The organism is Paenibacillus sp. Soil522, from assembly GCF_001428245.1.
Lineage (GTDB): Bacteria > Bacillota > Bacilli > Paenibacillales > Paenibacillaceae > Pristimantibacillus.
This window is the reverse complement of record NZ_LMRV01000044.1, coordinates 191727-218015: the sequence shown is the minus strand read 5'-3', so window position 1 is coordinate 218015 and position 26289 is coordinate 191727. Positions and strand designations below refer to the sequence as shown.

The 26289-nt window shown below is 47.9% G+C and carries 23 protein-coding genes; 3 read left to right on the top strand and 20 right to left on the bottom strand.

Annotated elements, in window-relative coordinates:
• Nucleotides 1-65: 65 nt before the first annotated feature.
• The 4 genes from ASG81_RS14695 to ASG81_RS14680 all read right to left on the bottom strand — a co-directional run bounded on the left by ASG81_RS14695 (nucleotide 66) and on the right by ASG81_RS14680 (nucleotide 2549).
• Nucleotides 66-356 (bottom strand): 4a-hydroxytetrahydrobiopterin dehydratase, encoded by a 291-nt coding sequence (locus ASG81_RS14695; protein ID WP_056635379.1) that lies wholly within the window; start codon nucleotides 354-356, stop codon nucleotides 66-68.
• Nucleotides 357-699: 343 nt separating this feature from the next.
• Nucleotides 700-915: a helix-turn-helix domain-containing protein gene (locus ASG81_RS14690; protein WP_056635376.1), complete on the bottom strand. Its 216-nt coding sequence runs from the start codon at nucleotides 913-915 to the stop codon at nucleotides 700-702.
• Nucleotides 916-1131: 216 nt separating this feature from the next.
• Nucleotides 1132-1419, bottom strand: coding sequence for a HesB/YadR/YfhF family protein (locus ASG81_RS14685; protein WP_056635373.1), 288 nt, complete (start codon nucleotides 1417-1419; stop codon nucleotides 1132-1134).
• A gap of 188 nt (nucleotides 1420-1607) precedes the next feature.
• Nucleotides 1608-2549, bottom strand: a complete 942-nt coding sequence (locus ASG81_RS14680; protein ID WP_056635371.1) for a VanW family protein — start codon at nucleotides 2547-2549, stop codon at nucleotides 1608-1610.
• Between the two features lie 135 nt (nucleotides 2550-2684).
• Here ASG81_RS14680 and ASG81_RS14675 point away from each other — a divergent pair, with 135 nt between their 5' ends.
• A complete protein-coding gene (locus tag ASG81_RS14675) occupies nucleotides 2685-3869 on the top strand; it encodes a hypothetical protein (RefSeq protein WP_056635369.1) in 1185 nt (394 codons plus the stop codon).
• A 98-nt stretch (nucleotides 3870-3967) separates the two neighbouring features.
• Here ASG81_RS14675 and ASG81_RS14670 read toward each other — a convergent pair whose 3' ends face one another.
• The 11 genes from ASG81_RS14670 to ASG81_RS14620 form a co-directional block, all read right to left on the bottom strand.
• On the bottom strand, nucleotides 3968-5074 hold the full coding sequence (locus ASG81_RS14670) for a GerAB/ArcD/ProY family transporter (RefSeq protein ID WP_056635367.1): 1107 nt from the start codon (nucleotides 5072-5074) through the stop codon (nucleotides 3968-3970).
• On the bottom strand, nucleotides 5071-5316 hold the full coding sequence (locus tag ASG81_RS14665; RefSeq protein WP_056635364.1) for a hypothetical protein: 246 nt from the start codon (nucleotides 5314-5316) through the stop codon (nucleotides 5071-5073). The genes ASG81_RS14670 and ASG81_RS14665 overlap by 4 nt, the downstream gene beginning before the upstream one ends.
• Before the next feature lie 11 nt (nucleotides 5317-5327).
• Nucleotides 5328-6494 (bottom strand): Ger(x)C family spore germination protein, encoded by a 1167-nt coding sequence (locus ASG81_RS14660; protein WP_056635361.1) that lies wholly within the window; start codon nucleotides 6492-6494, stop codon nucleotides 5328-5330.
• 8 nt (nucleotides 6495-6502) lie between these two features.
• Nucleotides 6503-8086 carry a spore germination protein gene (locus ASG81_RS14655; RefSeq protein ID WP_442952878.1) on the bottom strand — a complete coding sequence of 528 codons (1584 nt, stop codon included), beginning with the start codon at nucleotides 8084-8086 and terminating at the stop codon, nucleotides 6503-6505.
• A 222-nt stretch (nucleotides 8087-8308) separates the two neighbouring features.
• Nucleotides 8309-9187 (bottom strand): ROK family protein, encoded by an 879-nt coding sequence (locus tag ASG81_RS14650; protein WP_056635359.1) that lies wholly within the window; start codon nucleotides 9185-9187, stop codon nucleotides 8309-8311.
• Between the two features lie 14 nt (nucleotides 9188-9201).
• Nucleotides 9202-11454 carry a GH32 C-terminal domain-containing protein gene (locus ASG81_RS14645; protein ID WP_056635355.1) on the bottom strand — a complete coding sequence of 751 codons (2253 nt, stop codon included), beginning with the start codon at nucleotides 11452-11454 and terminating at the stop codon, nucleotides 9202-9204.
• Nucleotides 11455-11497: 43 nt separating this feature from the next.
• The gene (locus tag ASG81_RS14640; RefSeq protein WP_056635352.1) at nucleotides 11498-12994 is read right to left on the bottom strand and encodes a glycoside hydrolase family 32 protein; all 1497 of its coding nucleotides are present in this window, start codon (nucleotides 12992-12994) and stop codon (nucleotides 11498-11500) included.
• Nucleotides 12995-13114: 120 nt separating this feature from the next.
• Nucleotides 13115-14746: an ABC transporter substrate-binding protein gene (locus ASG81_RS14635; protein WP_056635349.1), complete on the bottom strand. Its 1632-nt coding sequence runs from the start codon at nucleotides 14744-14746 to the stop codon at nucleotides 13115-13117.
• Nucleotides 14747-14848: 102 nt separating this feature from the next.
• Nucleotides 14849-15745, bottom strand: a complete 897-nt coding sequence (locus ASG81_RS14630) for a carbohydrate ABC transporter permease (protein ID WP_056635345.1) — start codon at nucleotides 15743-15745, stop codon at nucleotides 14849-14851.
• Between the two features lie 13 nt (nucleotides 15746-15758).
• The gene (locus ASG81_RS14625; protein ID WP_056635707.1) at nucleotides 15759-16691 is read right to left on the bottom strand and encodes an ABC transporter permease; all 933 of its coding nucleotides are present in this window, start codon (nucleotides 16689-16691) and stop codon (nucleotides 15759-15761) included.
• 121 nt (nucleotides 16692-16812) lie between these two features.
• On the bottom strand, nucleotides 16813-17817 hold the full coding sequence (locus ASG81_RS14620) for a LacI family DNA-binding transcriptional regulator (RefSeq protein WP_235548875.1): 1005 nt from the start codon (nucleotides 17815-17817) through the stop codon (nucleotides 16813-16815).
• Between the two features lie 449 nt (nucleotides 17818-18266).
• Here ASG81_RS14620 and ASG81_RS14615 point away from each other — a divergent pair, with 449 nt between their 5' ends.
• Both ASG81_RS14615 and ASG81_RS14610 read left to right on the top strand, forming a co-directional pair.
• Nucleotides 18267-18623 carry a helix-turn-helix domain-containing protein gene (locus tag ASG81_RS14615; RefSeq protein WP_056635339.1) on the top strand — a complete coding sequence of 119 codons (357 nt, stop codon included), beginning with the start codon at nucleotides 18267-18269 and terminating at the stop codon, nucleotides 18621-18623.
• Between the two features lie 473 nt (nucleotides 18624-19096).
• Nucleotides 19097-21448 (top strand): golvesin C-terminal-like domain-containing protein, encoded by a 2352-nt coding sequence (locus ASG81_RS14610; protein WP_056635337.1) that lies wholly within the window; start codon nucleotides 19097-19099, stop codon nucleotides 21446-21448.
• Between the two features lie 111 nt (nucleotides 21449-21559).
• Here the strand turns inward: ASG81_RS14610 and ASG81_RS30905 are convergent, their stop codons facing one another.
• From ASG81_RS30905 to ASG81_RS14600, 5 genes are all read right to left on the bottom strand, one after another.
• The gene (locus ASG81_RS30905; protein WP_155971541.1) at nucleotides 21560-21697 is read right to left on the bottom strand and encodes a paeninodin family lasso peptide; all 138 of its coding nucleotides are present in this window, start codon (nucleotides 21695-21697) and stop codon (nucleotides 21560-21562) included.
• 192 nt (nucleotides 21698-21889) lie between these two features.
• A complete protein-coding gene (locus tag ASG81_RS30900; RefSeq protein ID WP_155971539.1) occupies nucleotides 21890-22027 on the bottom strand; it encodes a paeninodin family lasso peptide in 138 nt (45 codons plus the stop codon).
• A gap of 35 nt (nucleotides 22028-22062) precedes the next feature.
• Nucleotides 22063-23985: an asparagine synthase-related protein gene (locus ASG81_RS14605; RefSeq protein WP_056635334.1), complete on the bottom strand. Its 1923-nt coding sequence runs from the start codon at nucleotides 23983-23985 to the stop codon at nucleotides 22063-22065.
• 167 nt (nucleotides 23986-24152) lie between these two features.
• Nucleotides 24153-24302 (bottom strand): paeninodin family lasso peptide, encoded by a 150-nt coding sequence (locus tag ASG81_RS30895; protein WP_155971537.1) that lies wholly within the window; start codon nucleotides 24300-24302, stop codon nucleotides 24153-24155.
• Between the two features lie 27 nt (nucleotides 24303-24329).
• Entirely contained in the window at nucleotides 24330-26267 is a 1938-nt protein-coding gene (locus ASG81_RS14600; RefSeq protein ID WP_056635331.1) for an asparagine synthase-related protein, read from the bottom strand.
• Between the last annotated feature and the right edge of the window lie 22 nt (nucleotides 26268-26289).

Sequence of the window (26289 nt, the reverse complement as noted above, 5' to 3'; positions counted from 1 at the left end):
CGGAATGGAGGTTTCGTTCATGAGCGGATTTTACGAACGAATATCCGCCCGATCGAACCGCGGCCTTATTGTTCAAGCGCATAGGCCCGGTCAAACGCCGCCGCTGCCGCGAAGTCCAGCTCCGTAAGCCCGCCGTCACGCCATGTCGTCATGCGGAGCGTCACCATTTTGTAATCGATGGATATGAAGGGATGGTGATTAAGCTGCTCGGAAGCCTGCGATACAAGATTTACAAAGTCGATGCCGTCTAAAAAGGTGCGGAACCGGTATTTTTTGACGATCCATTTGCCATCCTCCCGCTTCCATCCGCCGCTTGCAGCCAGCCTCTCTTCGATTTGCTCTTCAGTTAGCTTCATTCGTTTCGCTCCCTCCGCTGTTTCATCCTGTTAAACTCTATTATACAATAGTCGCCTACAGCGGTGCGGCAAGAAAAACAATGGTTTCGTATATGAGGTTAGGCTATAAATAGCCGTTCATTCTCCTTTTTAAGTTAAGAATAATTGATTTTTAGTTACTGTCAGGGATGCTATATTGCGCTTTTACAGAAACTTTTAATGTTGATGACATGGATGACGCGGTATATTGTGCATTTGCATGATAGCGTATCGTTTGAACAGACATTCAGCTGTTTGGAACCTCCTATCCTGCAGTGGTACAGGAGTCCCGGCGGCGATTTCGCTTCTGAGACCCCTTCTTTTTTCAAGGAAGTGAATGCAGCTCATAGAGGTCGCGGACATTGCATTCAATCGTGTCGGCTATTGCTATCGCTGCTTTGAGAGGCATGATTCGCTTGTTATCGATATAATCGCCTATCCGCTCTGGTCTAATGAGCAGCGCTGCCGCCAGCTGCTCCTTCGACATGCCGCTTTCCGCCAAGCGCTGCTCGAGCAAGCAGTGACCGAGCTCTATTTTCATCGTATTGCACCCTCCAGTAGTAAAACGTACAATACCAGTTTAACCAAGCCGTCCTTTTTCTATTAACATCCTTTACCCGGTTGCCCAAATCAGCAGTGCGAAGGCAACTTCTCCTAGGAGGCTCCCCGATTTTTTTTGCATATGAACATACAAAAAAACAAGGGTGCGAACACAGCCCTTGTTTTTATGAAAACGCTTCCATTGACTATGCTATTATTACGCCACAGTCATATTTATTTCTTCGTACTGCTCGTCAAATGAGATCCGAAGCGTCTTATTGTCCAAATACCACAAATTATCTTCTTCTATATAAAAAGTAATGCCCTCCTCGTTCACGCTTAGGCCAATGCTCCTTGGCTCATCCTTCACGACGCCAAGCGAAAGACCCGGATGAACGCTGCCGCACCCGCCCAAACGGACATAAATGCGAATGAATTCTCCGTCGGAAAGACCCATTTCCGTCTTATACCAACGCGCTGCTGACTGCTCCACCACTAATTTCATCGCGGTCATCTCCTCCCACTGCATACTTCATTCCATCATCACGAATAAGCTTGAAGGTGTCAACCCTTCAATTATAAACTTACGTGAATATGCTAGTCATTATGAATGACTTTTCCATACACGCCTAGTATTCAATAAGCTGCAACAAAAAAAAGCAAACCAGCCGCCAGCTGATTTGCTTCTATTCCTTAATTGAGTTTTTGTTTCAAGCCGCTGGCATCCATCTCCAGCTTCACTTCCTCGGGAAGTTTTTTCGAGGCGCTCGGCACCTGTCTGGTTTTCACATTAATGTCGTCGGTTGAGCAAATGGCGATGCTCACCTGTCCGCCATGCGCATAGGCCCGGATTAGAATCGGCTGGTTGTATTCATTTTGGAATACAAAATCAGGGCCGTACCAGCTTACTGTCGCATCGCGGCCGGACGGCACATATTTGACATTCCGGCTATGGGAATAGCGCTCGATTATTTTCAGCCCGGCACGGTCTACGGCATTGAAGAGCGTCGACGATATTTGGCATATGCCGCCGCCCACATCCTCCGACATCTCCCCTCTGACGATAACCGGAGCACGCAAATACCCCTTTTCCTTTGTACGCTTTCCGACAACCTCATTGAACGAAAACCGCTCGCCGGGAAACACGACATAATTATTGATCGCTTTTGCCGCTAAGCCAACGTTATGAGAGCGGCTTTTGTTTCTCGCATTGTAATATGTAGCATATTGCCCGATCCTTTTAACCTTTATGGTTGAGAGCAGCTCACTGTCCACTCTCGGGTACGTCGTCAGCAAGGGAACCTCGAGCCGGGAAAATCCCCCTTCAAAAATAAAGCTGTAAAATTGCTCCGTAAACGACCTTCGGTCAAGCTTGCTTCCCGTATGCTCAGGCAAAATTCTCCCGGCTCCGTCAAGCGTTGCATTAACCGGCGGCTTCTGCACCCGTTTCTCCAGGTCATTTATCGATTTATTTAGCTTATCCTGATCAACGAGCGGAATTCCAGTCAAAGAATCGCTATACTTAGCCCGATTCATCTCTAAGAGGGTATGTCCTTCATGCTCGATAATCAAAGGATCAGGATAATGCCCTTGCTGAAACAAAAGATATATGGCTAAAATCCACTGCAGCCCCATTGTCGTTAATCTCCCCTATACAGTAGTATCCATGCTAGTATGAATCTTTTTGGACAGAACCATACATGATCTAATGGCTACATAATTAACGGCGGCTTTGTTGAAAATAGAAAAAAAACGAACGGAGGGCAGCGGATGAACCGAATAGGGAAGCAAGCAGCAGCTGTAATCACGTTAGTTCTCATAGCGCTGCTGACCGTACAACCACATTCTGCTCATGCTCAGGCGTTAATTCAGAAGCCGAATTTTATGGGTGAGAAGAATCAGCAAAATACGATTATCATGACCGTTCGTTCAGGACAGCATGCCGCATTCATCAGCGATCTTCAAATCGAAAGCCGGGAAATCAATGCCGCTTTGCTTGAGGCTAAACATATGCCTGCTGCTGAAGCCGTCTATTTTCCCGATATCGATATCGCGCTGCGGCTGGCGGACGGAACGAAGCATTTTCGCTTGGAGCACTCAGGAAATCTTTGGAACGAAACAACGGCCACAACAACCATTTTGCCTAAAAAGATTTCCGGAAAGCTAGTCGGACTTGCAGAAGCGCTGCGGACTCAGCACTATGGCAAGCTGCTTTCATGGCAGCAAGCAACGCAAATCCTGCCTAACAAAAGCAAATTCTCGGTGACTGAGCTCGAAACGGGACTAAGCTTTCACGTACAGCGGCGGGCAGGAAGCGATCATGCCGACGTTCAGCCGTTAACGAAGGAAGATACACGTATTATGAAGCAAATTTATAACGGCAAGTGGAGCTGGAGGAGGAAGGCCGTACTGATCCACTCCGGTGACGATTGGATCGCAGCTTCTATGAACGGGATGCCCCATGGCGGGGATGGCATTCCGAAGAATGGCTTCTCCGGTCATTTCTGCATTCACTTTCTGGGCAGCTCAACCCATAAATCCGATAGCCCGGATCCCGCACACCAGATGATGGTTCATAAGGCGGCTGGCCAAATAAAGCGATATTTTGACTCCGCCGCCCCGCTTGTTATGGCCAAAAGCTTCGTTGAAGCCTTATATCATAAGGATGAGGAATTGCTGCTTGAGCTGACAAAAGAACTGCCAAAGGAAAAACTTGCTTCCTTCATGAAGCTAATGGAATCGCTTGTCTCCATACGGGAGCAAACTCCGGCAAAAGCAAAAGGGAAGGCCTCGTCCGATGACAGCAATCTGGACGAAGCGCTAACGACTGAAATTAAGCTGCCGGTCTCGATTCATCAGCTTAACGAACCTCGGCGGAACAGCAGCTATACCTTTCTTTTTAAACGCGAGTCCATAGGCTCGCCATGGCGTATCCAAGATATATTAGTGAATTAACGATTAGCGAAACAAAAAATCCCCATAGCTATGAGATATCCGAACGAACCGGAGTATCCTTAGCTATGGGGTTATTTAGTTGTGAAAATCTCAAAAAACTATACGCTCGGTTGCTTACCAATGGATTTGATCCAGGTGACCAGCGTCAGCAGCAGCAAAGGAAACACATACGCTATCGTCACATAAAGCGGGTGTATCGACGATACCGTTTCTTCCCACTTGGTCATGCCTTCAGATAACAAGAGCGAGAGCAGCTCGCAGATCAAAGCAATAGGGAATATGAGGATCCGTTTATCTTGTATACGAAGCAGCTGGGACACGGCTAACGCTAGCGCATATAAGGATATGGTAACCTTCATGTATGATCCTGCGATTAAAGCCATCGCGATGACCGATTCGATTCTTTCGATAATATCGGCAACCTGGATAATGCGCGCAAACTGGTACAGGGAATATTTCCTTTCACCTGCCATAGGGCCAAACATCATAATCGTGCATAAAACGGATGTGATTAAAATAACACCGTTTACGGCGAGCGCCACATACATATACTTGTTCAGCTCTTTGCTGTCTGCCTTGCGGACAAACGGCAGCAGCACGGCAAACACGATCACCTCTGCATAAGGGAACCCGTAAGAAAAATACGCTCCATGCAGCACGGGTTTGATTCCTTGCGGCATAATCGGCAGCAGTTGTTCCGGACGATAGTCAAGAAAGGCTAATAAGAAGATGACCGCAACGAAACTAAGCATGATCGTGATGATGATGATGAACATCCTGGCCATTGCTTCGATACCGGCCTGCGCGGTAATTGCGGCAGCTGACAGTACAACAAAGGAAAAGAGATACAAAGGCGTTTCATCCATTAAAGAGCTGGTCATAAACAAGTCGACGTCGATCACAATAGCGGCACACATATGGAACAGGAAGATCACGAAAGGAAACATTAGAAGGAGAGTGATCCACGTACCGACTGCTTTGCGGCTGTATTCGACAATGGTTAAGCCGGGGTATTGCTTATTCAGATAAAGCATACAGCACAGCAGCAGCCCCCCAATCGTGCATGAAATAATCAGTGACAGCCACGCATCGCTTTTGGCGAAAGCGATGAGCGGCGCCGGAATATTGATAATGGACGACCCTGTCATGAACGTGAAAAATAAGAGGGACATTTGTCCCGCAGTAATCGGTTCGCGATTTTTCAAGATGTTCCCGCCTTTAAATAGCTGGTGATCTGCTCCGCCGTATCAGATAACAAGTAAACGACAACCATATGCAGCCTCGGCATATCCAGGTTGGATACATAGTCCACACTGAAATAGAGAGCGATAAGCATAAGAGCCCCGTAAGCCAGCTTTTCGCGCGCTTGCTTCTGCTTGAGCCTTGGGCCGTCGTAAGCGAAAATGAGCGCAAACATAACAAACAGAACAAAAATTTTCTCCAGCACGGGTTTCCCTCCTATTTTTGTTTAGATAAAACCGATTTGCCGATGGTCGTCCCGGTATTAATAATTTTCACATCAGTATGGATCTCTAATTGACTCTTCGCAAAAATTTCATGCCAGTCTTCCTTCATGCTTTGCCATAACGCAGGGTGTCTGCGATAGATCAGATTGCCGAGGTTAATGACATCGATTTTTTTTCGCTTCAGCTCCTCATACGCTGTCAGCATTTCTAGCTCAACGATATCTTTGACCCGATTGAGGAATTCCGATTCTTCCTCGCTCGTCGTTATTTTGGAACACTTGAGCTCCGTAACGGTGCCTTCGACATTTACGGACGCTTTCACTGTGACTGACCTATTCTTGATCACAGGAGAAAGCTGGGTGCTCGTTGAAATGACTTGAACCGTTTCTTTCATTTTCGGTTTGCCTTTCGGTGGATTTAAGCAGGGGACTTCGATTACCCCCCGTTCATACTCATCACGCAGCATCAAGACGCTTTCCATATCATGAGAAGACAGTTTCCCTACCATTTTTCCTTCTTTGAGAAGGGCAGCCCCCGCTACTGGGGTAGTGTATGTTATTTTCTTGCTTCGGTAGAGATAAGGAATCATCGCATCATTGACTTCCCCCTTCAGCTGAAACCCCAGATCAAGCAGAGTCACATTCGCCGTTTTACCGGAATATTTGTAAGCTACTTCTTGAATGGACAGCAGCTGCTGGCCGAGCGTATTCTCGATCAGTGGCTTCGTAATCATGTATTGGCTGGCCTTTCCATTGGCAATATGGACATAAGTAGTTAATCGGAGCTCTTGATTGCGAAAAAAGAAATCGAGAATTTCTTCCAGTCCTCTCTTCTTCGCGAACTCTTCCCCAATGACAATGATGCGCATATGGCTCCAATGGACTTTGCGCCCCATATGGAGAGTCAGGTCGCGCACGGTCTCGAACATCGAATCGTCCTCGGATTGAATGTTGACGAACGCTTTTTCCTGTCCCTTTCCTCTTAGTCCAGTGGCCGGTTTATATAACTGCGCCGTCAGTTGAATCATGCCATTCTTGCCTTCGTCAATTCCCAAAGACATAATGAAACTTCTTTCGGGAAGCTCCAATTTGTTCCAACAGCCCGTTGAAGAAAGAAGAACAAGAGCAACAAAAAGCAGCTTCAGATACAGCTTTCCCATCGTCTCCGTCATCCTTTTCTTCGCTTGATAGGCATATGCATATGCCGGTTGCGCGGCGAGCGCATAAGGTTCTTAATAGGAGCGCGTATCACCACATCCAGCAGCTGCCGCGGCCTGAGCGGAGCGATTGGCGCCAAATAAGGCTGGCCGAGCGAGCGCAAAGTAACCAGGTGAAGCAGAATGAAGATCAAGCCGAATAAGAGTCCGAACCCTCCCAGAAGAGCGGCTAGGACCATTAACGGAAATCGCAAGAGACGAAGTGCGATAGCCGAGTTATACTGCGGAATGGCAAAGGAGGCAATCCCCGTCAAGGCTACTAGAACGACCATGATCGGAGAGGCGATTCCAGCTGAGATTGCCGCATCTCCGATGACCAGCGCGCCGACGATGCTTACAGCGGATCCGACCGGCCGTGGAAGCCTTATCCCCGCTTCCCGCAGCAGCTCAAAGAAGAACTCCATGAGCAGCGCTTCAAAAAAAGCCGGAAACGGAATTCCTTCCCGCGCATCGATAATTGCCAGCAGAAGAACCGACGGAATCAATTCGGGATGATACGTCGATAAGGCGATATAGATGCTGGGCAGCGTAAGCGCAATGATACACGCGATTAACCGCAAGATCCGGGTTAACGATGCAAGGATGGTCCGCTGATAATAATCTTCGCTTGACTGCAGCAGCTCGGCAAACAAGCCGGGACAAAGCATCATCATGCCGGAGCCTTGACAGAGTACGACGATCTTTCCGTCAATTAATGCCGCTGCTACTACATCCGGCCGCTCGGTATATCGGATTTGAGGGAAAGGAGAATAGGCAGAATCCTCAATAAGTTCTTCCACATAAGCAGCTTCCAGTATTTCCTTATCCTTTATCGTTTCGATTCGCCTTTTAAATTCATCCAATGTTTCCGGATTTACGCTGCCGTCAATGTAACCGTAAACGACCTCCGTTCGACTCTCCCCGCCTCCCGACAAGGTTATCAGTTTTAAATGAGGAGATTTAATGCGTATCCGGATTAGGCCTAGATTTTTTTTTAGGTTTTCTACCGAGCTTTCCCTGGGTCCGTAAACAACCCCTTCATTGACGGGTTCGGTTATTTGTCTGGTTTGGACGCCAATGGCCTTAAAGCTCAGCACTTTATCCCAGCCGTCTATGAAAATAACGATATTGCCGTTCAGAATATTTAAGACGGCTGTATCAAAATCATCGACAAGCATCGCGGTTTGAGCAGAGACGCCGTGTTTTTCAAAAAAGCTCATGAACATCTCAGCTGTAACCTCGGTTCCCGGTCCGATCACATGGGTCACCAGGTCCTGCATCGAGGCTTTCATATAATTAGCCTTTTTATCTTCAACTAATGAATCAAAATAAACGGAAAAAGCCTCATTCCCGAGTTCAGGACCATACCTCCACGGCAGGAATACAAAGTCGAAACAATCATGGAACTTATCCATTATTTGCTGCCGGTTGACCTCAAGAATTTTCGAAATCGGTTTTTTTTCGTCGTCGTTGTTTCCGGTCCCCTGATCATTTAAAGCCGTACTCATCGTAGAGGTATTACCGCTTGTTCCGCTGAGGATTCCGCCCTGCTCCATGTGCACGCCTCACTTTATCGTTTTTCCAGTGTTGTAGATTTCCAACTAAATCCTTTACTGATACAACTATTATTATGGACATAGAGGAGACAGGATAAACAAGGGAAAGGGATACGTTTAATAAAACGTGTCCCTTTATGACTTTGATGCTGCATATACAAAAAGGGGTGCCCCAGCAGCCATTTCGCTTCTGTGACACCCTTATTTTTTTTCACTCCATTATTACGTCCTCTCTAGCGCCGCTAATCCCAGCGCAAGCGCGCCGCATAAACCGGCATTATCGCCTAAGCCTGGAGGAACGATGTAGTTATCCATATCCGCAAGAAGCGAATCTGAAGAAACATAGCCGTTAAGACTCTGCTGCACCTTGGCCCGGATGAGCGGGAACAGCTGTTTCTGATGCATAACTCCTCCGCCTAAAATAATCTTTTTCGGAGAAAGCATCAGTATGGCCGTCGTCAACGCTTCAGCGATATAGTAGGCTTCGAGCTCCCATGCCTTATGATCAACATGAAGCTCGCTGGCTTTTATCCCAAAGCGCCGCTCAATTGCAGGACCTGCTGCCATTCCTTCCAGACAATCGCCATGATACGGACAAATACCGGCAAATGAATCGTCCGCATGGCGTCTCGTCCTGATATGCCCTCCTTCCGGATGCACCAAACCATGAACCAGCTTCGATTCGGAATATATGCCTACGCCGATGCCTGTACCAATCGTGTAGTAAACACAGCTATCCAATCCTTTCGCGGCTCCCCATATGGCTTCGCCGTAGGCTGCTGCGTTAACGTCTGTGTCCCAACCGAATGGAATATCGAAGGCCGCTTTCAGCGTGCCGAGGAAAGGAAAGCCTGACCAGCCAGGCTTCGGCGTCGTAGTGACGCAGCCATAGCTTTCGCTTTCGGAATCAAGGTTAATGGGACCAAAGGTACCAATGCCAATCGCTTCCACGCCTTTTCCTTCAAAATAAGAGATGATCTTTGAAAGCGACCGTTCCGGCTGTTCCGTCGGAAAGCTCACCCGCTCCTCAATCCCGCCGTGTTCATTGCCGATTCCACAGACGATTTTGGTTCCGCCCGCTTCAATTGCACCAATACGCATGTCCAGCTTCTCCTTTATGCATAAATAGACGACATTTCCCAAATGTTCAATGATTTGATCTTGAGACCTTCATCGCCCCATAGCTGTAAGCCAAGGGAGTCGGGGCGGCTCGGATATACTCTTGTCGTCAAGCTTTTCAGTCCGCTCGCATACGCCTCCATCATGGAACGATCCAGGTATACGTGCAAATATAAATGTTCGCCATTAAGCTCCAGCTTGCCGCTTTGCACGCCAACCGAGCGTTCATCCCGTGATAATGTCGTCTTCGAGCGGTCCACGCCAAGTTCGGAGAGCGTCCTGTCATAATACAGGAGCGTCTCTTCTTCGCCTTCAGGGGACTGTCTTACTTTCAGACCTGCCCGATTCGCGCTGCCTGCTGAAAACTCGATCCGGATTTCAAGCGTATCTCCTTGCACCTTTTTGAGCAGTTGATTGGCTTCTATTAGCGAGCATTCCGCAAGGGAGAGAAGATGCGCACCGCGCAGCGCTTGAAGCTCCTCTATCGGTTCAATGCCAAGGCGGCCATCTTCACGCAAGGTTAAGCTGACAGGCAGGCCCGCATTATGAGCCCAGCCGGAGTCGTAATCGAGCTGGGGCGTTCGTTCCCCCTGCGCAATCGTAAATATGATGCTGCGTCCGGTCTTAGGATCAACCATGCCGCTTGGTCCGGTAAAATGAAAATCGCCCACATCGATAAGCTGCGGCTCCTCCTGATCCGGTATGAAGCGGAATGCTTCAGAATCGAATGTTCCGATCCAATAAAATACCTCCACGTCAGCACCAGGGCCGAGCGGGCTAATCAGAAAGACATGTTTTTCCTTGCCTAGCGGAAGCAGCACCGGGAGCTCCCACATATTGCCCAGATACGGATAAATAGCGGAATCAGCCGTATAGAAAGGGCCCTTATACTGCCATTCCAGCATATCGCTCGACGTATAGGCCAGTGCCGTTCCGCCCTGTCCATCCGTACCGGAGCCGATCAGCAAATACCATAATTCCCCTTGCTTCCACACGAACGGGTCCCGGAAGTCGCCAAACATCCCCTGCCCCCGCTCTTGAACGATCAGCGGCTCCGGATGCTTCACCCAGTGTATAAGATCAGATTCGCCGTCCTGCAAAAAAGTACTTCTGGCTAAACCGACACTTTGGTTCGGCGACTTGCTGTCATCTCCAGCCGTAAAGAAAAGAGCGGGAACGCCGTTCTCGTCGTAAGCTGCGCTTCCCGACCATACCCCGTCCGGATCGACGGCATCTCTCTCCGGCGAAAGCGCGATCGGAAGGTCGCGCCAATGCACCATATCCTCGCTCACCCAATGTCCCCAATGAATTTGCGCCCAGTAGGGTCCCTGCGGATTGTGCTGGTAGAACAAATGATACTTCCCGTTAAAATAAATAGGAGCATGAGGCTCGTTCATCCAATGAACGGGAGGGCTGGCATGATACTGCGGACGATGCCGGTCCTTCAGAAGCGGAGTCCGGTCCAGCCGAATGTCCGCTTCAGCGATTGCAGGAATCTTTCCTGCATGTGAAGCAAGATCAGCCTCGAACGAAGCGATTAGCTCAGACGCCGGCAATGCGCGGTCATAGATCTTTACCTCGTCTATCAAGCCGTCAAACATATTATGCCTGAACGCTTCGGCAAGCACGGCAGCCTGGTTGTTTTTCCCGATCAACAGGTCAGAGCGGCAAGGGGTGATCGCAGTCTGCTTGGCCGTGTGGAGCTCCGCTACCTGCTCCCCGTTCAAGTATAGCCTTATTACGGCTTCTTCCTTATCGAACGTAGCTGCAATATGGGACCACTTATGCTTCGGAAGCGGCCGGTCATGGCACCATAGCTCTACCCAAGTCCCGGCTAATCCAAGCTGCACCGACCACGAGCCATGCCTGTACATCCCAAGAACAAACCCTTCCTTCGCTTCTCTATCATGCTGGTTCACGATGGCCGAAAGCCGCTGCTCCGCTCCCCACTCATAGGAACGCGGCGCAACCCAAGCTGAGATCGTGATCGCATCCCGCGGTGCATCTATTTCATCGGCCTGTCTCGTAATCCACGTTGAATACCCGTCTAACAGCATCGCGTTTCCGCGAATGCCCGTACGCCACTGCGGGTCACGCGCTTCCGTAAACGGAGCATGAAGAAGAGCATAGGAAATGGGATCGGCTTTCCCGCTTATGGCGTCTACCGCCAAGCTCCCCTTCCCTTCATCAAGCGGCCAATAGGCGATTAAGCCTGAACGCTCTGGAAACAACCGAATATCTTCCTTCATAGTTTCCTCCATAGTCACTTAAACTACCGCCTCTCTCATCTCGCTATTGATTAACCGCTTCCGATACGCTCGCTGCATATACGGATTTCAAAGGAAACAGCTGCAAAGAACGCAGCCATACATTGCCGCCCTTCGCATACAGCTCGATGCCGTCGCTTCCCGTTAACGGGAAAATAAGATCGGTTAACGCGGCTTCGCCATCATTGGCGAACAACTCGATGGACGAGCGGTCCACCCAAATTTGCAGCTTTACGCGCCCGTTCCCGGCATGCAGCGGTGCGCCATGCCTGCAGCCGAACTGCGGATGAAAATCCAGTAATCCGGAACGTGTTCTATCGATAAACAATTGGCCCGCTGCCGTATCGTAGCCGACAATCGTCTCATTTTCATTGCCCATTCTAAGCTTAAAACCGAATTCAACCGCGGAATCCGTCTCGAACTCTGCTGCGATTTCAAACAGCTCGCCCTTAAGGCCTTGAAGCAGATTGCTTCCCGGGCTTATTTGCTCGTCCCGCCATTCATAGCGGTCCGCCCGCATTTCCATAAGTGCCTCCGGCACTTCCTGAATGAGACGAACGCCTTCCTCCTGCTGCCGGAGCGACAGCCTTCGCGGAAGGGTCATGGCGCCGCGCCATTCGCCTGCAGGGATTATATTCGCGTACTTCCAATTGTTCATCCACCCGATAAGCAGCCTATCTCCGCTCTGCACATCCGACCAGGTTACGCCTGCGTAATTGTCGCGGCCGTGATCCATCCACAGCACGCTTTCCGGTTCATCGTCGTTCGTAAAGGTTATGCCGTCAAAATCTCCGATAAAATACTGGGTTCGCGACCCTTCAGGCAGCTTCTCATTATCGCCAATGCTGACGATCAACACCCATTTCTCTTTGCCCTCCTGACCCTCGACAGGTAATTGAAATAAGTCCGGGCATTCCCATACCCCGTCATGCGATCCTTCCTTCGCGCCAAATTCGCTGGCAAACGTCCATTCCTTCAAATTTGTCGAGTAATAAAGGCAGAGCCGGTCTCCCGCAGCAAGCACCATAATCCAGCGTTCAGTATCAGCGTGCCAAAACACCTTCGGATCCCGGAAATCAACAAATCTCTCATCCGTTAAAACAGGGTTGCCAGCGTAGGCCGTCCATGTCCGGCCATTATCCTTGCTGTAGGCAATGCTCTGCCTCTGCTTGGAAAGCTGGGAATCCGGTATCGTTTCTGTTTGCGTGTAGATCGCGACGAGTCCTGATTTTCCATCAAAAAAGCCGCTTGTATCCTCCCAATCCACAACCGCGCTTCCCGAAAATATCGTGCCGTTGTGATCCGGATATAACGCGATCGGCAAATGCTCCCAATTTACAAGATCCTTGCTTACGGCATGGCCCCAATGCATCGGCCCCCATACCGTGCTCTCCGGATGATGCTGATAGAACAAATGATACTCGCCTTCGTAATATACCATTCCATTCGGATCATTCAGCCAATTGGCTTCAGGCGTAAAATGATACTGCGGGCGTAGGGGATGATCATAATTAGGTTTCATAGGTCTCTCTCCTCTATATCAATCATGTTTATCTATACGAGCAGACGGAACATTCCGCAGAAGGTTCCGTCATGCCGTTGCTAGAATGGCTATTGCCACCGAGAGGATGGCAGCAGCCCTTTATCCGTTTTGCGCTTCCTTATAACGGTCAAGCGCAGTTTGATACAAGGCCATCAGCTTGCTTAGCCCCATGTCCTCCACGGTTTTCACAAAGCTGTTCCAATCCGCGTCATTCACGCCGTCGACGATGAATTTAGCTCTTTGCGTATTCACGTATTTGAGCAATTCCGGCTCGATCTGATTGATCGTATCCAGCTCCTCCGGCAGGAAGAAGATCGTCGGATAGTTTTCTTTCTCCATAAACGGATCGTAAACGTTCTCCAAATCCTTCTTACGCTGCTGCGCGCGAGGCTCCATATCTACGATTGTTTTGAAATGCTCCTTCGTAATAACGCCGGCAGCGTTTGGAGCAACCTTCTGACGGAATTCGCCCATCGATACGCCATCCGCAAGCGGCAGGTTCACAAGCTTGCCGTTTGCATCCTTTTCATAGATCACGCCGATCGGACCCCAATGGATTTGAGCGGCCATATAAGGCTCATACTGCTGATCGATCCAGCGCATCGTCACTTCAGGATTCTCGTTTTCGCTCGTAATGACAAAAGCGTTTCTTCCCGGGCCGCCGCCATTGCCTCTGCCGATCGTTTTCTTCCCGGTCGGGCCGGTAAGCGGAGGAACGAGGGCATAATCTTTGGCGCGATCGGTTCCTACAACCTCTTCGACTTCCCACCAGACATAAGAGCCAAGCGTCTCATCGGCTGTCTTGCCTTTAGCCAAATATTGCGGTGCATCCTGCGTGAACGATTCCGGATCGATCAGGCCCTGCTTATACCATTTTTCGTTAAAATATTTCAATGCCTCTTTATATTCCGGTTGAGTAACCGTGAAAATGACCTTGCCGTCCCTTACGATACGGTGCTCCAGGTTGTCAGGCAAGCCGAATGCTCCGAACAGGCCGGCAATATCCATGCACCACTGCATATGCATAAAGCTCAGCGGAATTTCATCTGCCTTGCCGTTGCCGTTCGGATCCTTTGTCTTGAAGGCAACCAGCGCATCCGTGTATTCATCAAGCGTTTCCGGGAATTTGAGGCCAAGCTTATCCAGCCATCCCTTATTGATCACGTGGAAGAACGGATTCGTGCCCAGCTCATTCTCTTCCCAAGTCGGAAGACCGTAGATATGACCGTTCGGAGCGGTAATGGCCGCTTTAATATCCGGTCTTTCTTCTAACAGCTTCTTCAGGTTGGGCGCATATTGGTCAATTAAATCCTCAAGCGGAATAATCGTTCCATCCTCGCCGTATGTGATCAATTCATAATCGGTAAATTGCGAGTTGTAGAAGGCGTCAGGCAGATCGCCGCTGGCCAGAAGCAAGTTTTTCTTCTCCAAATAATCGGTATCCGGGATATTATTCCATTCAATATGAACGTTTGTATCTGTCTCCAGACGTTTGAAAATTTCCATCTCGTTATACTCGGGCGCCAACTGGGCCTTCGGAGATACCATCGTAAGATTAATTTTGTCTTTCACAATCGGAAGACCTTCTTTATTAAAGCTTTCTTCCTGCGGCTTATTGCCGGTTTCTTTGCTGTTATTCGTTTCTTGATTCACTTTGTTGTTCGCGCAAGCCGAGAGCATTAAGCTTGCGGCAAGTAGTAGACTTACGGTAACAGACCCTGCCTTTTTCATTGTAAAGATCCTCCCTTAATGAAATATATTTATTTATCTATCATCATCCGGGTCTGATCCGCGGTGTTACAGAGCCCGGCGATAACCAAGGAACAATCTCGATTAACCTTTAATCGAGCCAATCATAACCCCTTTGACGAAGTAACGCTGCAGAAACGGATACAATACGAGCAGCGGAAGGCTGGCAATAATAATGACGCCGTATTTGATCAGCTCCGTTACCCGCAGCTTTGCGGCATAGGACTCTACGTCGATCATCATGCTGGAATTAACCTGATTCTGGACAAGGATGTTTCGCAGCACCAGCTGCAGCGGAAATTTCGACTCCTCGTTCAAATAAATCATGGCGTCAAAAAAACCGTTCCAAAACCCGACTACGTGATACAGCACCATGACCGCAATAATTGGCTTGGAGAGCGGTAGCACCATGCTGACAAAGAACCTCGTGTTGCTGCAGCCGTCGATAAAGGCCGCCTCGCGCATTTCATCGGGAATCGTGCTCTGGAAGAATGTGCGGACGATAATAATATTGAACACCCCCGCAGCACCCGGCAAAACCAGCGCCCATATCGTATTAAGCATGTTCAAGTCTTTGATCAGCAGATAGGTTGGAATTAACCCTCCGCTGAAAAACATCGTGAACATGAAGAACCACATAAACAAACCTCTGCCGACAAAATCTTTGCGCGCAAGCGGATAGGCAGCCAACAAAGTTAACGTGACGCTGATGGCCGTTCCCGCAATCGCGTACAGAAGGGAGTTGCCGTAGCCAATCCAGATCATCGCATCTTTAAATATCCGTTCATAGCCGTCTAAAGTAAGTCCTTTCGGGAATAACCAAATCTCTCCCGAAAAAATCCGGTTCGGATCACTGAAGGATGCGATTAAGACAAAATATAACGGGTATAAAATGAGCACCATACCAATCGTCAGAGTCGTATAATTGATGACATCAAACAGCAAATCGCCTTTTGTTTTTCTTTTTAACAGCGCATTCATCTCTTCCCGCCCCCTACCACAAGCTTGTTTCCGTCAGTTTTTTCGCGACACGGTTAACCGTTACGAGCAGCACCACGTTAATGATCGCATTAAACAATCCAATTGCGGCAGATAAGCTGTATTGCGCCTTCTGAATTCCCAGCTCGTACACATAGGTTGGAATAATGTTAGATGCACCATAATTGAGATCGCTTTGCATAAGGAACGCTTTCTCGAAGCCCACGCTCATAATATTGCCTACCGCAAGCACCATCAGGATGATGATCGTCGGCATAATGCTCGGAATATCTACATGCTTAACCCGCTTCCATTTGCTTGCGCCGTCCATAACGGCTGCCTCATGGAGCTCAGGATTGACGCCGGCCAAAGCAGCCAAGTAAATAATGGTCGCAAAGCCCGTTTCCTGCCAAATGCCCGATAAGACATACAACGGTCGGAACCAGCCCTCATCCGCCATGAACAAAACCGGATCCCCACCGAAAAACGAAATCATATGGTTGACGATCCCGCTGTTCGGAGACAGAAATACATTCAGCATCCCAACCAGCACGACTGTAGAAATAAAATGCGGAGCGTAAATGACCGTTTGAACAAAATTCTTATACCGTTTAGCGAGCATCTGATTAAGCATCAGAGCGACCAGAATCGGAATCGGAAAACCGAAGATCAACGAATACACGCTGAGCAAAATCGTATTTTCCATAATCGGCCAAAAATTGTATGCATCGAAAAATCGCATGAAATGTTCAAAGCCGACCCACTCGCTCCCCCAAATCCCTTTGCTCGCTCTAAAGTTTTTAAACGCGATCTGGACGCCATACATCGGGTAATATTTGAAAATGGCATACACGAGCACGACCGGCAGAATGAACAGATACAGCTCGTAATTTTGCTTGATCTTCACCCAAGTATGATTTGCCGACCTTTCCGCCGCTCTTCCCTTCATCGGACGCACAACATCCGGGCTTGCCGTTTTCATCTTGTTTCCACCTTTCATACGTTCACGTAATCGTTTACGTAAACGATAGCTTAAATGTCGTTCATTTTTCTTAAAAGGAGGTCTATTCTCAAGAAGAACCTCTTATGATCAATTCCGTTGGCAGCCGTACTTCCTTGTATTCGTCATCAGGCTGCTCAATGCGCTCAAGCAAAATTCTGGCGGCTGTCTCACCTAGTTCAAATGACGGCTGCTTCACCATTGACAGCGCAGGCTTTGTTATTTTGGCCCATTCGTAATCATCAAATCCAATGATGGCAATATCGTTTGGCACCTGAATATCATTTTCTTGCAAATAATGAAGCGAGCCCATCGTCATGACATTGTTTGCTACGAATAGCGCGGAAATCCGGTGTTTGGAGATTAAAGTCTCCGTTAACCGGTATCCGCTGTCAAAGCTGGAATAACTGCTGTCTGCGACTTGAATCAGCTGCTCGTCCACCGGTATACCGTTATGCATAAGCGCTTTTTTGTAACCGGCCAAACGTTCGTCGCTTGTCGTTAATCCCAGCGAGCCCGTAACGAATCCGATTCGGGTATGCCCTCTGCTGATCAAATGAGCGACCGCTTCATAAGCGCCGTCAGCTCCTTCCGTCAGCACACAGTCACCTTGTGCATCCTTTGGTTTCCTGTCAATAAAGACAACCGGATAAGCATCCGTCATAAGTGAATCGAGATAAGTATGATCCTCGTAGGTAGGCGCCATGATCAAACCGTCGATCAATTGAGAATTGAATACTTTAACCTGCTCCTGCTCGGTTATAATATCATCCTTGGAGTTGCTGAGAAACAAGCTGTATCCTTTCTCCATAAGAACGCTCTCAATCCCTTGGGCAACTGACATAAAGAAAAAGCTCGACGTATCATTCGGCAGAATCGGCACCATAAGGCCGATAATCTTAGATTGCTTGCTGCGCAAACTTCTTGCGACGCTGTTCGGATGATACTTCAGCTCTTTCATAACCTCAAGCACTCTCGTCTTGGTCTCATTGGATACGTATCGGGTTCCGTTGATCACATGGGATACGGTGGCGGTCGATACGTTAGCTCTTTTGGCCACTTCCTTGATGCTCATTGGCTCAAGCTCCCTTCTGCATGTAATCGTTTACGTAATCGATTACTTTGAATTATAAACGCTTACATTAGGCTCGTCAAGCGATTTTTTTGTTGTTTTACATGACATTAATTATTCCCCATTCTATCCCTTTCACTGCTATTGGAGTATAATGTAAAAGATGGGAGAACTCTTTCAAGTAACAGTAAATGACTAGGGCCTTAAACAGAGGGCAAGCATTAGCGGGCATCTTACAAGCCGTTACCATGCGCCCAGGCTTGTTCATGAGGTCACGCAAGAGGTTTTCCCGGTTTTGTTAGATACCGCTCCATAACGGCAGTGGTACAGAACCTATCGAAACGGGCTAACAATCTACTTGTACATACAATTGGTAAACATGCTATAATGATGTGGGCATTTGCCTAACAAGTAGAATGGTATATGAAGCTATCGGAGAGGGGAGGATAATCATGTTCGCGAAGCGCCTGAAGCAGCTGCGTAAAACGAGGAAATTGACCATGCAGGAAGTGGCCGATTACTTAGGAGTTGCAAAAAGCACATATGCGGGCTATGAATCCGGCTACCGGCAGCCGACGATCGAATCCATTCAGACGATCTCACGCAAGCTGCGCACATCCGCCGATTATCTTCTAGGGCTCACCGAGTATTCGGATCCGCCAACAGAACTAAACCATAATGCGAAAGAATATTTGAATTACGAGCAACTTCATTGGGACGGGGTTCCTTTGGAAAGGGACGATCTGAATCTGATACGCAACTTGCTCGAACGCGTACTCCGCGACCGAACTTTACCCAAAGAAGAATAAACCACTCTGAACCTTTTCGCCGTGGGTGCGGCTATGTCGGCTGTACCCACCGCTGTACCCCAAGATTGCGATTCAGCAGACTCTCTCCTCCATTATCCGAAACAGCATCCATTCCTGATTCGCAGTCAAGTTTTGAAAGCGCTTGCCAATCGGATTAGAACATCTCGGCCAAGCCCGCTATGTGAATATCCCAAGATTGCGATTCAGCAGCCTCTCTCCTCCATTATCCGCAAAAGTACCTATTCCTGATTCGCTATCAAGTTTTGAAAACGCTTGCTATTTGGATTAGAACATCCGACAGCCCGCTATGTGAATACATGAGTCAGCAGGATGTTTCTATATTACTAAATAGGTCTGGTTTTGTATCCGCTTTCATAAAATCAACTAAGGGGGGATGCACCCTTTATTATAGCCAGTTCTGGAGATGCGTTCATATTGATTGACATCTACAAATAATAAGGAGGAAAAATGGCATGAACAAATGGCTGAAATACGTCACCTTGACCGTTATGCTGCTTACGTTCAATTGCTTCTTTAACTTGTGGCCGGTTCGGGCTCAAGCGGGATTCACAGACTTTATCACGCGCAGCGGAGATACATTGATGGAGGGAACGTCCACGTTTCGTTTTATCGGAGCCAACGCACCTTTATTGAATAGAGCATGGACTGATCCGACTGAGATCGAGGATGCGATTCGCGCGGCCGGCAACTCAGGGATTAACGTACTCCGCTTGTATCCGTTTGAGGTGAAAATGAACAGCGATCCCGTAGAAACTTTCCGGCATGTGATGGGGCCCGACAATTATAATGAAAGCTCATTTAAGATAATGGACAAGATTCTTCAATTGGCAAACCAGTACAACGTTCGGCTTATTGTGCCCTTCGTGGACACTCACAACTATATCGGAGGGGTTGCCGATTGGGCGGCTTTCCGAGGGAAAGCGGCGAGTGAGTTTTGGAGTGATCCGACCGTGAAGCAGGACTTCAAAAATTTCATTCATTATGTGACCCATCGGACCAATACGTATACGGGTGTACAGTACAAAAACGATAAAGCCATTCTCGCATGGCAGTTGGGAAATGAACTTTACTCCACAGATAGCTGGGTAAGCGAGATGGCTGCTTACGTAAAGAGCATTGATTCCAACCACCTTTTAACCGATGGAGGATATGTTCGGGCACAGGGAATAAAGACCAATGCGCTGAATGACAACCATATCGATATCATTGATCCGCACATTTACGAATACCACAATGTCGATATGGTTACAAAGCTCAATGAGTGGAGAAATCAAACCAAAGGAAAAAAAGCATTGATTATTGGTGAATTCGGTGACTACACCCCCACGAAAACCGAACAACTGCTCGACATCGTTCAGAACAATGGAACGACGGGCGTATTTTACTGGGGCAGCATGTACCATCATAAGATGGGCGGATGGCATTGGCCTCTTCCCCAAAAAAATACAAATGATTGGTCCTATTTGCGCTATCCCGGTCTCCCAACCGGCGATTGGGCGAATGAATCGACCATCATCACTTTACTGCGTAACTATGCGTACTCAATAAAAGGTTCAACCGTTCCACCTTGGCCGATACCGGATGCGCCTGTTATGTTCCCTGTCGATTCCGTGCATACCCTCTCCTGGATGGGTGTCTCGGGAGCGAGCACTTATGATGTCGAACGTTCGACCAGTTCTTCCGGTCCATGGACAACAGTCGGCAGTGACGTAACGGACGATATTACTACACCACGCCATCATTCGTTTACCGTACCGATTTTCAACGATGCGTCTGTTAATGACGGAACAAGCTATTACTACAGGGTGAAAGCAAAAAATGTAGACGGTTTGTATTCCCCGTATTCCAACATAATCGGCCCAATTAAGGCGAAAAGCGGGACCATCGTTGATAATGAAAGCAGCGGCTATGCCGAAACGGGTACGTGGGGGACTAGTACGCTGAGCGGCAGTTATGGCGGCAGCTCCCGTTACAGCAGTACCTTCGGAAGTACGGCAACGTGGAAGCCGAACATTTCGACGCCGGGATACTACAATGTGTATGTCCGATATCCGTACCATCGTGGTTCGGCGGTGAATGCCCAATATACAATCTATCACAATGGGGTGACGAACACTGTATCCATCGACCAGACGACCATTGCGGATGGCCGGTGGCGTTTGATTGATACGGTGTTTTTCACCGGTGGACCGGAAGAATATGTGAAGTTGGCCGTCGGAAGCGGTTTCAACTACAGAGCCGATGCGGTCATGCTCGAACCGCAATATTTTGGTGACGGCTTTCAAAATAACAGTTCAAGCAACTGGACCTCTTTGAGCGGCAGCTGGTCCTTAACGAGCGACGTGAGTGGCGACACCATTGACGTCTCCAGTAAAGTGTTGAAACAATCGGGCACGGGCATTGCCGAAACGGTTACCGGATCGACCTACTCCAACGCCACCATAACCATAGCCGTTAAAGCGTATGACAATAAAATGGTTAACGCTTCTGCCGGCTTAGTTGCCCGGGCAAATTCCGATTTCTCAAACATGTACACCCTGCGCATCAATTTTAATCTGAATAAAGTCCAACTCTACAAAAAAATAAGCAGTAATTGGACCAAACTCGGGGAAGCGGATATGACAGCCGCTCCAGGCACTTGGTATTTGCTTAAGCTTGAGATGAACGGAAGCTCACTCAAAGGTTACGTGAACGGCGTGAAAAAAATCAGCGTTAGCGACTCCAGCTTGACAAGCGGGTACATCGGTTTGCGGACGTACGATCAGACGACTGTTTTCGATAACATCCTTGTATCGTCGAACTGAAAGCGCATCCAATTAGCTGTTTCAAGCAATCCAGAGAAGAATGAAAATCGGCTCTTTCGCAATGGATGCGATCAAGAGCCGATTTTCGCATTGTTTCACGAAGTATGAATCCTAAGAATCATACACGTCCAAGTCTACGAGCTTGCCGTCAACATAAGTAAAGTCCATTTTCGAAATACCCCAACCTGCCATAGTCTCAGATACATGCATCACTTCCAGGGATAGGGCTGTCCATTGTTTTTTCTCCATTACACTTCACCTCCTTTCAATTGCAGTTCGTATTACGATTGAAGCCGTTTGAGAAAACGATAGGCAATCAAGCTGCGCATAGAAAGGATGTGTGCCTCTGGGCAAGCAGAACACAAAAAACACCGTAAAGGCACAACTTATGCTGTGATCCTCTACGGTGCTTTCTGGTACATCAGTTAAGTAAGATGAATCCTAGGAATCATAAACGTCCATGTCTACGAGCTTGCCGTCAACATAAGTAAAGTCCATTTTCGCTACACCGAAACCCGCCATAGTCTCTGATACATTCATCACTTCCAAGGAAAGTGCTGTCCATTGTTTTTTCTCCATTATACTTCACCTCCCTTCAAGTGCAGTTCGTATTTCTATTGTAGCCGTTTAAGAAAACGATAGGCAATCAAGCTGCGCATAAGTAACTTTAAGTGAGGGTCATCAGCCTGCTCCGGCTTAATGGCAGAACCAACCTTGCTCATCGATTCCTTCACCTGCATCAAATTCAGGTAGCGGGAAGTCTGTTCATCCCTGCACAGCGTACGAAGCTCTTCTTCTATAGACTGCCACCGGGGAATAATCCGATGCACCCAATCCATGCCTTGAACGCCTCGTGTTCGCTGATTCAATCGAACTTTGTCCGGCAGAATATTATTGGTTGCTCTACGGATAAGAGAACGCCCGAAGCCATTCTTAACATATTGCTCCACGGGGATCGACAAACAAAATTTAATAAGGCGTACATCGCTGGTTGCATCCCGTTCCCATATTCCCAGTCGATAGGATGACTTCGCCGAAATGGTGCCCTGCATGTTTAAAACCGCCTGATTGCTGAAATAATCCTCGCGTTCCCTCAGCATTTGATAGGTAGACTCCCGCAAACCTACATCATACTGCGATAGCTTCTCGAATACCCCGGAGCTCCTTGCAAAATCAGGTTGAATGATGGAAGGTACTCCCGGTTGAAACGGGGCTGCTCTTTCCGGAAAAACCTGCTGCCCTATGGCGCGAACGATTCGTTTACGACCGGTACCGAGTTGTCTGCCATACATTGTAATCTCACGGTATAATTGGAGCCATTGGAGCTTCTTCAGCAGCAAGCTGTAATAACCGACAGCAGAACCCCAGGATATGGAGTAATTCCCTCTGGCGCCCGTGAGCAGAACACCTACTCCTTGAAGCGCCGCTTCTTCATGAATGCCTTTAACCCAAAATGCATTTTCGAAATTTTTGTAAGGCCCTTCTAAACTGTCTATCCATCCATCAATCTCAGTAAAAGGACTTATCCCCGGAAAATCTAGAAAATTAGCCTTAATATTTCCTACATAATCGACGATGGACTGAATGTATGGACTTTCATCCGCAAACATGCTTCTGGGCGTCCAATCGATGAAATCCCGCTCGGGAACATAGCTGTAGGCTTGTAAGCTCTTGCCTTCCTTGGAGAGCATCCTCGCTGCGAGCCCTGAAACCGAGCCGGAATCGAGTCCCCCGCTTAAGGTGACTCCCACCTGCTTGAAGGTACGCAGTCTGGAACGAATCGATTCTTGGTAAATTTCCTGGAAGGCCTCCACATATTCGTCATCAGAGCTTAAGGTTAGCCTCTCTTCCGGCATTAACGAACCATATTTTGTAACCGTAAGCTTACCCTCTTGCAATGTAAAAGCGTGTGCCGGAGGCAGCTGCAAAATATCTGCATAATAGGTCGTATGGACATCGACGGCATCTAAGAGAGTCGGTATCGCCAAAAATTCGGAAAATCTCTCTTCGCATAGTCTCTTATCTATTCCCGCTAGGGAGAATAGCGGATGGATCACACTGCAGAACGAGAATTGATTCGAACTGAGGTGATAATACAATGTTCTGCTTGCAAGCAGATCTCTCGCCCCATACAGCAGCTTTCTGCTTGCATCCCATATAACGAAGGCAAAGTCTCCTATTAGATAACGCGGCGTCTCCGGCCCCCATTTGAGATAAGCCAGCAGAATGAGCTCACTGTCAGTAATCCGGCTTCTTCTGTCTCGTCCAATCTCGAGCTGCTCGAACAATTGCCCGCGATTGTCGATGATTGCATCAGCGGTTATAACCAGTCCGGATTGCTCATCCCGATAAGGAAGCCGTTCATCAACCGATTCCGGTGTTATCCATTGAGACCGGCAGCCGAGAAGAGCCGATGTATCCTTCCATGTCTCAAAGGCATTTCCGGGAAAATGCTGCACAGCTTCCATGAAATCTGCAGTACCATCGGATGGATGCAGAGGCCTATCGAATTGTATAACACCGGCAATAACGCTCATGCAATCACACCCCCTCGACTTATGATTCATAACACCCATTTCTTCCTTACCCTCTTAAAGATAAAGTAAGCCTCCGTGAATTTAAAACTTTCTTTATCTTTAAGAGGGGCCCTTATCCGTTAATATGATAAGGGCCATGAAAATAATGGGACTAGTAGTAAGTCATCCTAAGAGTCCATGTCCTCATGAGGCTGACCATTATTGTTACCTTTACCATTTCTGTCAGGATACACTCCATTTTTTCCACCCATGGTCTCGCTGACATCAAGGACTTGCAACATCGGTTGCTGCCATTCTTTCATCATTTCCTTTTTCATTTATCTCACCTCCTTTCATGCGTAGCGTTATGAAAATTGCCGTATAAACCGGTAAACAATTAAGCTCTGCATTAATAATCTTACATTCGGATCAAAGGCGTATTCAGGTTTGGGTGAGTTTCCAATTTTCGAAAGCGATTCTTTAATTTGTTTCACATTTAAAAAATACGAAGCCCCGGTATCACGACAAAGCTGATGAAGTTCTTCCATAAAAGCACTCCACGATGGAATCATGCGATGGATCCAGTCCGCCCCCTGCACACCCCGAACACGAAGATTGCAACGGACTTTATCGGGCAAATAATTTTCGGTCGACCTTCGAATTAAAGAACGGTCCATACCGTTTTGGACATATTGTTCTACAGGCACGGATAAGCAAAATCGAACCACCCTCGGATCACAGGTCGGATCCCTTTCCCTGACGGCATACCGTAACGATAATTTCGTTGATGACGTTCCCTGATGGTTTAAGATCGATAAATTTTCGAATTGATCGATTCTTGCTGCAAATTCGTTCATTGAAAATTCGGTCAATCCGACATTATGATTTTTAAGTTTATCGAAGACTTTGGTTCGTTCCGCTAAATCCGGATGGATTAAAAGCGGGATATCCGACCGAGGCTTCGTAAAAAAAGACGGATCCAGAAATGGAAATGCCAGTTTGCTGATTATGGGCAGCAATCGGGATCTCCCGATTCTCATGTTTCTGCCATAGAGCTTCAGTTCATGGTTAAAACGTATCCAGCGTAGCTTTCTTAAAAGCTGAGCGTAGTAATCCATCGCCGGACCCCACGAGATCGTGTAATTCCCGCTCCCTCCATTCAGTAATACTCCGACTCCGTGCTTGTCCGCTTGCTCGAGAATCCCTTTGATCCAGAATGAATTTTCAAAAAACTTATAAGGCGCCTCCATCAACTCGAGCAGGTCATTAATTTCCTCAAATGAGTTTCGACCCGAGAAGTCCAAATTGTTGTGCGCGATATTTCCTACATGTTGGACCGTGGCTTGGATATAAGGACTCTCATCGGCAATCAAGCTTTTCGGTGTCCAATCCACAAAATCAGAGGGAGGGACATAACTGTAAGTTTGTAATGTCTTCCCTTCCTGCCGCAACGGGTTTGCGGCAAAGCTTACGACAGCTCCGGAATCTAACCCTCCGCTTAAGCTTGCACCAACTTTCCGGTATGTCCGGAGCTTCGATGTAACGGCTTCCTGAAAGACTTCACGAAATGCTTCTTCGTATTCACCGTTTGTTTTTAGTTTAAGAGTCCCGCCAGGCGTAATGAATGTCCCGTATTGCTCCAATGCAATGTTTCCGTCCGCCACCGTAATCGAATGGCCGGGAGGAATTTGATCGATATTATGATAAACCGTGGAGTGAACATCGATCGTATCCAAAATGATAGGGATCATGAGAAACTCGGCCAACCATGACTCATTCAGTTCCTTCTTGACACCGGTCATAGTAAGCAGCGGATTCATCACCGTGCAAAAAGCAAACTGTCGTAAATGATGATAATAATACAGCGTTCGATTTCCCGACAAATCACGCGCTCCGAAAAGAAGGCGTTTTTGCTCATCCCATATGATGAAAGCAAAGTCTCCTATCAGGTATCGCGGGGCTTCCTTCCCCCATTTCAGGTATGCCGCCAAAATAAGCTCGCTGTCCGTCATCTCTTTCCGCCGGAAATACTCAACCTGCAACCGGTTAAATAATTCCTCCCTGTTGTCAATGATCGCGTCTGCGGTAATGGCCAGCTTATGTTGTTCGTCGTAATAGGGCAGCCGTTCTTTAGTCGATTCGGGTGTGATCCATTGCGCGTGACAACCTAAAAATACGAAACGGTCATGCCAAACCCGCACATCATGGGCAGGGTATTTTTGCAAGGCTTGCATCATATTTTCGATCGTTTCGACAGATACAGGTTCTTCATTACAATTAAAAACACCGGTTATCGCACTCATTATTACTCCAATCATTTCTAGT